The 10,160-nt window shown below is 61.5% G+C and carries 14 protein-coding genes and 1 other RNA gene; 7 read left to right on the top strand and 8 right to left on the bottom strand.

Translation table 11 applies throughout. The features are described from left to right. Window positions 1-203 (bottom strand): hypothetical protein (locus RTX98_RS10835; RefSeq protein WP_312796526.1); only part of this gene is annotated, 203 nt, incomplete at its 3' end. A gap of 260 nt (window positions 204-463) precedes the next feature. Here RTX98_RS10835 and RTX98_RS10830 point away from each other — a divergent pair. Together RTX98_RS10830 and RTX98_RS10825 are read left to right on the top strand one after the other, a co-directional pair. After that, entirely contained in the window at window positions 464-886 is a 423-nt protein-coding gene (locus tag RTX98_RS10830) for a VOC family protein (RefSeq protein ID WP_312796525.1), read from the top strand. A gap of 184 nt (window positions 887-1,070) precedes the next feature. Further along, window positions 1,071-2,354 (top strand): CynX/NimT family MFS transporter, encoded by a 1,284-nt coding sequence (locus RTX98_RS10825; RefSeq protein ID WP_312796524.1) that lies wholly within the window; start codon window positions 1,071-1,073, stop codon window positions 2,352-2,354. Between the two features lie 188 nt (window positions 2,355-2,542). On the opposite strand, the gene RTX98_RS20795 is transcribed toward RTX98_RS10825, so the two are convergent. From RTX98_RS20795 to msrP, 7 genes are all read right to left on the bottom strand, one after another. After that, window positions 2,543-2,776, bottom strand: a complete 234-nt coding sequence (locus tag RTX98_RS20795) for a DUF4952 domain-containing protein (RefSeq protein WP_416223106.1) — start codon at window positions 2,774-2,776, stop codon at window positions 2,543-2,545. 195 nt (window positions 2,777-2,971) lie between these two features. Further along, a complete protein-coding gene (locus tag RTX98_RS10820) occupies window positions 2,972-3,199 on the bottom strand; it encodes a ribbon-helix-helix domain-containing protein (RefSeq protein WP_312796523.1) in 228 nt (75 codons plus the stop codon). A 7-nt stretch (window positions 3,200-3,206) separates the two neighbouring features. After that, entirely contained in the window at window positions 3,207-3,383 is a 177-nt protein-coding gene (locus RTX98_RS10815; RefSeq protein WP_312796521.1) for a DUF4169 family protein, read from the bottom strand. Between the two features lie 8 nt (window positions 3,384-3,391). Further along, a complete protein-coding gene (locus RTX98_RS10810; RefSeq protein WP_312796519.1) occupies window positions 3,392-3,973 on the bottom strand; it encodes an SspB family protein in 582 nt (193 codons plus the stop codon). 139 nt (window positions 3,974-4,112) lie between these two features. Further along, window positions 4,113-4,468: a transfer-messenger RNA gene (ssrA, locus tag RTX98_RS10805) on the bottom strand. Window positions 4,469-4,470: 2 nt separating this feature from the next. Next, window positions 4,471-5,067 carry a protein-methionine-sulfoxide reductase heme-binding subunit MsrQ gene (gene msrQ, locus RTX98_RS10800; protein ID WP_312796518.1) on the bottom strand — a complete coding sequence of 199 codons (597 nt, stop codon included), beginning with the start codon at window positions 5,065-5,067 and terminating at the stop codon, window positions 4,471-4,473. Continuing rightward, the gene (gene msrP / locus RTX98_RS10795; protein ID WP_312796517.1) at window positions 5,064-5,978 is read right to left on the bottom strand and encodes a protein-methionine-sulfoxide reductase catalytic subunit MsrP; all 915 of its coding nucleotides are present in this window, start codon (window positions 5,976-5,978) and stop codon (window positions 5,064-5,066) included. Before msrP ends, msrQ begins: the two co-directional genes overlap by 4 nt. Window positions 5,979-6,164: 186 nt before the next feature. Here msrP and RTX98_RS10790 point away from each other — a divergent pair, with 186 nt between their 5' ends. The 5 genes from RTX98_RS10790 to RTX98_RS10770 all read left to right on the top strand — a co-directional run. After that, window positions 6,165-7,082 (top strand): thymidylate synthase, encoded by a 918-nt coding sequence (locus RTX98_RS10790; protein WP_312796516.1) that lies wholly within the window; start codon window positions 6,165-6,167, stop codon window positions 7,080-7,082. A 42-nt stretch (window positions 7,083-7,124) separates the two neighbouring features. Next, a complete protein-coding gene (locus RTX98_RS10785) occupies window positions 7,125-7,643 on the top strand; it encodes a dihydrofolate reductase (RefSeq protein ID WP_312796515.1) in 519 nt (172 codons plus the stop codon). A 148-nt stretch (window positions 7,644-7,791) separates the two neighbouring features. Further along, window positions 7,792-9,015 carry an FtsH protease activity modulator HflK gene (gene hflK / locus RTX98_RS10780; protein WP_312796514.1) on the top strand — a complete coding sequence of 408 codons (1,224 nt, stop codon included), beginning with the start codon at window positions 7,792-7,794 and terminating at the stop codon, window positions 9,013-9,015. Continuing rightward, a complete protein-coding gene (locus RTX98_RS10775; RefSeq protein WP_312796513.1) occupies window positions 9,015-10,013 on the top strand; it encodes a protease modulator HflC in 999 nt (332 codons plus the stop codon). The genes hflK and RTX98_RS10775 overlap by 1 nt, the downstream gene beginning before the upstream one ends. 12 nt (window positions 10,014-10,025) lie before the next feature. After that, window positions 10,026-10,160: DUF2065 domain-containing protein (locus RTX98_RS10770; protein WP_416223105.1), on the top strand; the 135-nt coding region annotated here is incomplete at its 3' end.

Here is a 10,160-nt window from a genome sequence, read left to right as displayed (position 1 = left end):
AGCGGGCAGCGCAAGCTGCGGCCGAAGCCGCCCGGCGTGAAGCCGAGCGCGCGGCTCAAGCAGCACGAGCGCAGGAAGAACGCCGCACGCAGCCCGCTCCTGAGACCCAGCCGCCGGCACCAGCATCGCGCAACGACCCGCCGGCTAATTCCCCGGCGCCCTTTCAGATGCCAGCCGAAATCCCGGAAACGCAGGGCCTTCAACCTCTGCAACCACCATCAGCCCCAGGCGCTGGTGGAGAACCTGCCGAATTAACGCGACACGCTGATGGTCGCAGCCCGGTGGGCTGTGCGTTGCCTGCTTGATTTCGGCACTGCGATCCATATCATTGTCCTGTCTGAAACAGGTTAGGTCGGTGCGGTTGGCCCGGCCCCCGCGTAAGCGGGTCCTTCTGCCTTTCGAGGCGGCCCAAGACCTTGAGTGTTCGCAGCAATGGTGCGCGAGCAAGATAAGGATTTTGGCTATGCAACAACAGATTTCCGTCATCACGTTGGGTGTCCAGTCGATGACACGTTCGCGCGGCTTCTATGTCGGCGGGTTCGGTTGGACGCCCGTGTTCGAGAATGATGAGATCATCTTCTACCAGATGAACGGCCTCATGCTCGGTACGTGGCAGAACCCGGGGCTGGACGGTGACATGCAGCGGGCTAGCCAGGCAGCGCCCAGCGCGATCGCTCTCGCGCATAACGTTCCTGAGCGGCACGGCGTCGATCTTGTGATCGAGCAACTGGTGGCTGCGGGCGGAACCCTGCTGCGTAAAGGCGATGCGCCGCCGCATGGCGGCTTTCGTGGCTATGTCAGCGATCCGGATGGTCATGCTTGGGAGATCGCGTGGAACCCAGCATGGATGATCGATGCGAGCGGGTGGGTGACATTCGGTGTTTGAGGAAGAAGCGCTTTAGGCTTTCAAGCGGCTGAGTGCTGACGCGATCTTGCTCGTATCCTCTTGCGAGTGGGACCGCGTCAGCCTTTTTCTTTCGAAGGTTACCTCGTCCACCATTTGCGCGTGAACGATTGGGCCAGAGGCAAATGCGGTTGAAGCGGCAGGCGTTTCGTGGCTTGGCTGCTTGATGACCCAACGACCCGCATCACCCGCCGGCTCTTTTGAAGAAACCGAGATCACGCTGATCGACGCGGAAGCCGACAGTGCGCCCGCGCCGCTTGCTACGCCTGCGCGTTCAACGGCTGCGCGCTTTTTGCTGGGCTTGAGCCTGGTTCTGATTGCCGCCAACCTGCGGCCGGTGTTTTCCAGTCTGTCGTCGATCCTGCCCGAAGTGGTGCAGGGGGCCGGGCTCTCCACGACCAGCGCCAGCGTTCTGACAACGCTACCGGTTGTTTGTCTCGGCCTTTTTGCGCCGATAGCGCCGCGACTGGCGCAGCGGCTGGGGGCAGAGCGGGTTCTACTGGCGGTTCTGCTTGTTCTGGCTTTGGGGACGGGCCTGCGGGGCTTCGGCTGGGTGCCGATCCTGTTCTTCGGCACGGTTCTGTCCGGTGCCGCGATCGCCGTTGGCAACGTGCTTTTGCCCGGCCTGGTAAAACGCGACTTTCCCGATCGCGCGGCTATGATGACGGGGCTTTATACGATGGCGCTATGTGCCGGCGCCGCTGCTGCCGCTGGCATCACCGTGCCGGTGGAAACCGCGTTCGGAAGCTGGCAGCTCGCTTTGGCAGTCTGGGCGCTGCCCGCTCTAGCGGTCGCCTGTATCTGGGCACCGCAAACCCTGCGTCTCAACGCGGCGCATGCGCATAAACAGCACCGGGTAGAAGGGCTTTGGCGCGACCCGCTTGCCTGGCAGGTGACGTTCTTCATGGGCCTGCAATCGGCTTTTGCCTATATCGTGTTCGGCTGGCTTTCGCCGATCCTGCGCGAGCGCGGGTTGGATGCGGCGACGGCCGGGCTGGTGGTCTCGACCGACGTGATGGTGCAGGTTGCGGCTTGTCTGGTCATCCCGTCGATCGCCGTGCGCTGCCGCGATCAGCGCCTCATCAATACCGTTCTGATCAGCTGCGCCATGCTGGCGCTGCTCGGCTTCATCTTCGCGCCCCTGTGGTCGATCTGGATACTCGCGGTTGTTCAGGGGATCGGGCAGGGCGGATTGATTGCGGTGGCGATGACGATGATCGTGTTGCGCTCGCCCGATGCGCGTGTTGCGGCTTATCTGTCGGGCATGGCGCAGGGCGGCGGGTATGTGATCGCCTCGCTCGGGCCGCTGCTTGTTGGTCTGATCCATAGCTGGACCGGCAGTTTCGTGGCCTGCGCCTGGCTGCTGTTGTTGATCGGCGGCGGTGCGATTACGGCCGGGCTGGGCGCCGGGCGCGCCAAGCATGTTCAGGTCAAGCAGTACGATCTTTGACGCACAAGGTTATGCCAAGCCTGACCGAGTTGCGTATCAAGGCTCCGAGAGGTTCTACGATTAAATCTCTTGGGTGAAGGTTTCGACGACGACCTCAAAATACGGAATGTCCGCCCATTCCTGGCGGCTGGTTACGATGGTTTCTCCAGAATACATTCCGACCTCAAATCCGATGCCGGCTGCATCCCTTATGTATTTGGCCCAGCTTCCCACTGGCAGCAGACGTGCTTAAGTCTGCTGAGACCAAGTGAACTGACCAGGCTCGTTTCGGCATCAGCGGCGTATTGCCCTCGAACATGATAGATCGCTTGCAGGGGTTTACCCTGCCGCTCCGGGAAATAGCTGCACCCGATGTAGATAGCTCTCCCGGGTTTTTTCCGCATGCTCGCCAAAAAGTCACCGCATTGACCGGCGGTCAGCATCGGGATCGTTGCGGGTCCGGCGTGTGCGTGGCCAGAAGCAAGGGTGGTCGTCAGGATAACCGCTAGATGCGAGAGCGATGATGTCTTTCGCATGCCCGAACATCCGCGCGCCGAGAAGAGGTGACACCCGATCATAGGGGGCGCTCGTGGTGCCGCAATCCTCTGACTGAAAGCACAACGCCAAAGCGGCATCGATCAACCGCCAGCAAGCCGTGCCTTGAGGTCGGCCAGCACGAACAGGCGGATTGCCGAGGACAGGTTGGTAGCGGGATCGCGCGCGGCGTCGATCTCGGCAATCAAGGCGCTCATGCTGGTAGCGCGCTTGGCTGCGATACGCTCCAGTTCGGTGTGGAAGGCGGCTTCGAGCGAAAAGCTGGTGCGGTGACCGCCGATCGTGACCGAGCGCTTGAGGACACCGCTCATGACGGCATCAGGGCTCGCGACGGTGATTGTCGAGCTGCGTTTCAGCGCGTTCGGCAGTTTTGGCTTGCGCCTGTTTTTCGGCTTTGGTGCGGCCGAAGCGGGCGCGGTTCTCATCAGCCTTGCGGGCATCTTCCGCACGATCGCGCTGTTTGCGGATGGTGCGGAGATTGACGATGTCGCCCATGATGACGCCTACTTCTTGCGGAAGGCGTCGAGGGACACGACGTCGGCACCGGCCTTCGGCGCTTCGTCTTCCGACTTGTCTTCGGTCGGCTCGCTTGGCGCGGGCTCCTGGGCCTTCTTGGTCTTTTCGGGCTTGGGTGCCTTTACCGGAAGAGGCTTCGGCTCCGCGGGCGGATTGTTGTCGACGGCCTTCAGCATCGGCGTGGGCTCAACGGGAGCGGCGGCCGGTTCAACCGGCTTGACGTCGAACTCCAGCTCGAAATTGACCGACGGATCATAGAAGCCGCGCACGGCTGCGAACGGAATTTCCAGCTTTTCCGGCACGTCGGAGAAGGACAGGCCAACCTCGAAGCCGGTATCGGTGACCTTGAGGTCCCAATACTGGAACTGCACCACGATCGTCATCTGCTCGGGGTAACGTTCCTTCAGCCGCGAAGAAATCCGCACGCCGGGCGCACCCGTCAGAAAGGTGATGAAGAAGTGGTGGTTGCCCGGCAAACCGGTGCGCGCGACCTCGATCAGCACTTTGCGCATGACGCCGCGCAGTGCTTCCTGGGCCAGGATATCGTAGCGAATGTGGTCTTCGGCCATGGAGCCAGGCAGGTCCGGTTGAATCGTTGGCGTAGCTTTAGAGAAGCTTGGCTTCCTCGTAAACTCACAACGATATGGCGCGGCCTTGAAGCTGGGGAAGGTGCGGCTTCACGGAAGATGGATACAGACAAAAGGGAGAAGTGGAGGTTTCTGTTGCCAGGTACCTCCGAACCCCGCCTAGAAGTGCGAACCCCTAGGGCTTGATTTGAAGCTATCGCACCGCATTAAGCGGCGAGACGTGCTTCCGCATAGTTGTCGTTTGCAACTACAGTTGTAGCCCGATAACGGTGGTACAATGCCGGGAAAAAGTCCGCTCTTTACACCCTCGTCGATCCTATTTCGCCCCCAGCACCAGCCGCTCATCGAGCGGTTCGTGGTGGAGGCGCCGGGTACCGCCCCCGGGTCCGAATGGCTTATTTCAACGGCCGTTTATTTCCATAGTCAGTCAAGCTGACAGGGTCTGATATAGGTTAGTTATCCGGCGCTGCAAAGGGTGCTTAGCGGGAGGATTTTGGAAACTTGATCCGCGTCGCCAGGAGCAGCAGAGCGACCGCGAGCCAGATCCAGCCTTCGGTGCGGATCACCTTCATCTGCCAGAGATAATGCACCACGCCGAGCAGCACGGCGGGATAGACCAGCCAGTGCAGACGACGCCAGTTTGCGCCGAGCTTGCGGATGGACGCTTTGTTCGAAGTGATGGCAAGCGGGATCAGGAGGATAAAAGCGCTGATGCCGAAGATCAGATAGGGGCGGCGGAACAGGTCGTTGGCGGCCTGGCTCAGAAGAAGCCCCATGTCGAACACGGCCCAGGCCATGAGATGCAGCACAACATAGATGAAGGCGAGCAGGCCGATCGCGCGGCGGTAGCGCAGGAGATTGAGGCCAACGAACTTTCGCAGCGGCGTGATGACGAGGCCGCCAATCAGGAACCAAAGCGCGATCTTGCCCAGGCGATGCTCGATCTCCTTGACGGGATCGACGCCGAGATCGTTGCTGATGACGAGCCAGACCAGCCAGGCAAGCGGGATAAAGCCCGCCAGCCAGACGGCCCAGTTCGGGACGCGCTTCAGCCAGACATCGATACGGGCGATCAATAGTTTTTTGCCAAGTCGAGACCGCTGTAGAGGCTGGCGACCTCATCGCCATAGCCGTTGAACTTCAGCGTTTCCTTGCGGCTGGCAAAGAAGCCGCCGCCGATCGTACGCTCGGTCGCCTGGCTCCAGCGCGGGTGGTTCACTTCGGGGTTCACATTGGCAAAGAAGCCGTATTCGCTCGGCTGCAGTTGCTGCCATGTCGTTGGCGGCTGTTCGGCGACGAGGCTGATCTTGACGATGCTCTTGATAGACTTGAAGCCGTATTTCCAAGGCACGACGAGGCGCAAGGGCGCGCCGTTCTGCTTGGGCAGGTTCTCGCCGTAGAGGCCGGTCGCCATGATGGTGAGCGGGTTCATCGCTTCATCGAGGCGCATGCCTTCCACATAGGGCCAATCGATGCCGCCGGCGCGCTGGCCGGGCATTTCTTCCGGGCGATGCAGGGTCTGGAAGGCGACGTATTTGGCCGAGGGCTGCACGCCGAAACGATTGAGCAGGCCGGCGAGCTCGAAGCCGATCCAGGGGATCACCATCGACCAGGCTTCCACGCAGCGGAAGCGGTAGATACGCTCTTCCAGGGGGCGGTCCTTCATGATGTCGGCGAGGTCATAGGTGCCGGGACGATCGACAAGGCCGTCGACCTGAACGGACCACGGATCGATCTTCAACTGGCCGGCATTGGCGGCGGGATCGGTCTTGTCCCATCCGAACTCATAAAAGTTGTTGTAGTTGGTGATTTCTTCGAGCGTGTTCGGCTTGGCGTCGGTGGAAAAGCGGCTCGGCTGCGCGGCGATCTTTGCGAGCGCGGGCGAGGCGATGGCGGTTGCGCCCATGCCAGCGATCAGGGCGCGACGGTTCAGCCAAAGCGGCTTCGGCGTCACTTCCGACCAGTTCATCTTGGTACGGTTCGCCATCGCATGTCTCCTGTTGCTTTGAGCACAATTTAGGGCGCGCTCGCTTGCAGCGTTAGGGCTGCGTCCATGTGGCAGGAACGGTTCGGACTTGAACAAAGTTTCCCCAACTTATTCATATCCTCTCGCTCAAGGATGGCGACTCAGTGTGTCTTCTTGCGTAACCAGAAATGGTTAGGGGGCTGGACTATGCTTCAACGATTGCCTGTGGCGTTCAACGCGCCCGAACAGCAGTATCTCGACCTGATGGCCCGTGTTCTCGAACGCGGCGACGAGCGGCTGGACCGCACTGGCGTCGGCACGCGCTCCCTGTTTGGCGAGACCTTGCGCTTCGATTTGTCGAACGGGCAGGTGCCGATCCTGACCACCAAGAAGGTGTTCTGGAAAACGGCGGTCAAGGAGATGCTGTGGTTCCTCACCGGCTGCACCGATCTACGCTCGCTGTTGCAGGAGAATGTGCGGATCTGGAGCGACTGGCCGCTGGCCAAGTATCGTGAAGCGACAGGCGAGGCGATCAGCCAGAAGGAGTTCGAAGACCGCATCCTTTCGGATGATGATTTCTCGGCGCGCTGGGGCGAGCTTGGGCCGATCTATGGCAAGCAGTGGCGGCGCTGGCAGGGGCCGGACGGTGCTGAGCATGACCAGATCGCGACGCTTGTCGAAACGCTGAAGACCAATCCGGCCAGCCGCCGCATGCTTTTTCATGCCTGGAACGTGGCGGAGCTCGGTGAGATGGCGCTGCCGCCTTGCCACATGGTGTATCAGTTTCACGTCGCGCGCGGACGACTGTCCTGCATGATGATGCAGCGCTCGGTCGATCTGCTGCTCGGCGCGCCCTTCAACTGGGTGGGCACGGTGGCGCTGATGATGATGCTGGCGGATCAGGCCGAGCTTGAACTCGGCGACTTCGTGTGGGTTGGCGGCGACGTGCATCTTTACCTCAACCACCTTGAAGCTGCGCAGGAACAGATGTCGCGCGAGCCGCGGCCGATGCCGACCATGCGGCTGACCCGAAAGGCTGCAAGCATCGACGATTACCGCATCGAGGATTTCGTCGTGGACGGCTACGATCCGCATCCGGCGATCGCGGCCGAGGTAGCCGTTTGAAAGCAAGCTGCTAAGGTGCTCGTTATGCAGGGGGAGACGGGCATGGATGTGACGCTTGTGGTGGCAGTCGCTGAGAATGGCGTGGTGGGCCGCGACGGGCAACTGCCCTGGCGCTTGTCGAGCGATCTGAAGCGCTTCAAGGCCGACACGATGGGCAAGCCCGTCGTGATGGGGCGGCTGACTTACGAGAGCATCGGCAAGCCTTTGCCCGGCCGGCTCAACATCGTCGTCACGCACAATCGCGACTACCATCCTGAAGGCGTTGAGATCGCGTATTCGCTGGCTGATGCGCTGTCTCTGGCGCGCACACGGTCCAAAGCCCTGCCGGAAGCGGATGAAATCTGCGTGATTGGCGGCGGGCAGCTTTTCGAGCAGGCCATGGGTATCGCCGACCGCTTGCGGGTCACGCATGTGCTGGCCGATGTGGACGGGGATGTGACCTTCCCAGCCATTGATCCGCAACGCTTTGTGGAAACCACGAGCCTTGAAGTGCCCGCCGGCGAAAAGGATCAGTATCCGACCCGCTGCGTGGTTTACGAGCGCCGTCGTGCTTCGCCGTAAGGGCGGTCCAGCGCTTTTACACGCTTAACCTTCTTCCAAGTGGTTGTTCGGTCGCGTTGAAAGCGTGGCTGTGGGTGCCTATAGAGATGGCAAGGGTGTGGTGGAGCGATAATTCCCCGCAAGCACGGCGTGTTTCGAAAGGACTTGAATGCCCTGGAATAATCAGAGCAACGGCGGCGGCGGGCCGTGGGGTGGCGGCAACAACAATGGCGGTAGCGGCGGTGGTGACGGGGGCAACGGGCCTTGGGGCCAGAAGCCCAATCGTCCGAGTGGACCCCAGGGTACGCCGCCAGACCTCGAAGACATAATCCGGCGTGGCCAGGATCGTCTGCGTCGCGCGCTGCCGGGTGGCGGCGGTGGCAATAATGGCGGCGGGGCAGGCACCGGTCTTGGTGGCAGCCCAGCGCTTTACGGCCTGATCGCCATCGTTCTTCTTGGTTTCTGGGCCATCCAGTCCATCTACACGGTGCAGCCTGATGAGGTTGCGGTCGAACTTCGCTTCGGCAAGCCCAAGGCCGAGCTTTCCGAGCCGGGTCTGCATTTTCATTGGTGGCCGGTAGAAACCGTCGAGATCGCCAACATCGCGGAAAAGCTGGTCAATATCGGCGAAGCCCGCGGTGGGCAGAACACGTCGGGCCTGATGCTTTCGGGCGACCAGAACATTGTCGATGTCCGGTTCTCCGTGGCCTACCAAGTGTCTGACCCGATTGCCTACCTGTTCAAGGTGGCCGATCCCGAGGAAATGGTACGCCAGGTGGCTGAAAGCGCGATGCGCGAAGCCGTCGGCCGCCGTCCGGCACAAGACATTTTCCGCGACGATCGCCAAGGCATCGCCGAAGCGGTTCGTGGCATCATCCAGGGCACGCTCGACCAGTATCAGGCGGGCATCAACGTGAATGCGATTTCGATCGAGGACGCAGCACCGCCGCGCGAAGTGGCCGACGCGTTCGACGAAGTGCAGCGCGCTGAACAGGACGAAGACCGCTTCGTGGAAGAATCCAACCAGTATTCCAACCAGAAGCTCGGCCAGGCGCGTGGTCAGGCAGCGCAGCTTCGCGAAGAAGCGGCTGCTTACAAGAACCGCGTCGTGCAGGAGGCACAGGGTGAGGCGCAGCGTTTCGTGTCGGTTTACGACCAGTATGCGCTGGCGCCGGAAGTGACCCGTCAGCGCCTGTTCCTGGAAACCATGGAGCGCGTGTTGCGCAACTCCAACAAGGTTATCGTGGAGCCAAGCGCAAGCGGCAACGGATCGGGCGTCGTGCCTTATCTGCCGCTGCCGCAGCTGCAGAACCGCCCGGCTGCGGAGGATACGTCGCAACCGGTCTACAATCATAGTCAGGCTACGGGCCAGAATACGGGAGGGTCGAACTGATGACGAATCGTCTTCCCGCAATCCTCATCATCGTCGCGGTTCTCGCGCTGCTGCTTTATTCCTCGATCTTCGTGGTGAATGAGCGCCAGCAGGCCATCGTTCTGCGCTTCGGCGAGATCGTGGACGTGAAAACCGAGCCCGGCATCTACTTCAAGGCGCCGTTCGGCTTCCTGGATGCTGACAATGTGCAGCTTGTGGACGACCGCGTGATGCGCTTCGACCTCGACAATATCCGCGTCCAGGTTTCGGGCGGCAAGTTCTACGAGGTTGATGCTTTCGTGGCTTATCGCATCGAGAATGCCCGGACCTTCCGCTCAGCCGTTTCGGGTAGCGTGCAGCTGGCCGAACAGCGTCTGCGCACCCGTTTCGACGCGGCTCTGCGCCGGGTCTATGGTCTGCGTGGTTTCGAGGCTGCCCTTTCAGAAGAGCGCGGCGACATGATGAAGGAAGTGGCCGACCAGCTGCGTCCTGACGCAACTTCGCTTGGCCTGCAGATCACGGATGTCCGCATCCGCCGCACGGATCTGACCCAGGAAGTGTCGCAGCAGACCTATGAGCGGATGAAGGCCGAACGTCTGGCCGAGGCTGAGCGCCTGCGTGCGCGCGGTCGTGAAGCGGCTCAGCGGATCCGGGCTCGTGCCGATCGTGAGGTCGTCGAAATCACGGCAGAAGCGCAGAAGGAATCCGAGATCCTGCGCGGTGAAGGCGAGGGCGAACGCTCGAAGATCTTTGCCGACGCGTTCAGCCGCGATCCGCAGTTCTTCGAGTTCTATCGCTCGATGTCGGCTTACGACCAAGCGCTGAACGGCCAGGGCACGACCATGCTCCTGTCTCCGGATTCGGACTTCTTCCGCTTCTTCCAGAACCCGATGGGGGCCGGTTCGGCATCGCCTGCTCCTGCTCGTCCGACCGCGTCCGGTCCGGCTGCGCAGGCAAGTCCAGCCCCTTCGGCGCCGGCGGCTCCTGCTCCGGCAGCGCCTGCGCCCGCCGCCCAGTAATCGTTCTCGCAAGTGAACGATTTTCTGGACGCGATCGGCCTCGTTCTTGTGATCGAGGGCCTGATCTATTGCGGCTTTCCGTTTTTCGCGCGCCGCCTCGCGGAGGAGGTGCGCGGAACATCCGATGGTGTGTTGCGGATCGGCGGG

Origin of the sequence: Tianweitania sp. (genome assembly GCF_032053605.1) — a bacterium.
Taxonomy (GTDB): domain Bacteria; phylum Pseudomonadota; class Alphaproteobacteria; order Rhizobiales; family Rhizobiaceae; genus Tianweitania.
The sequence above is the reverse complement of the archived record's forward strand: the minus strand, read 5'-3'. Positions and strand labels throughout refer to the sequence as shown.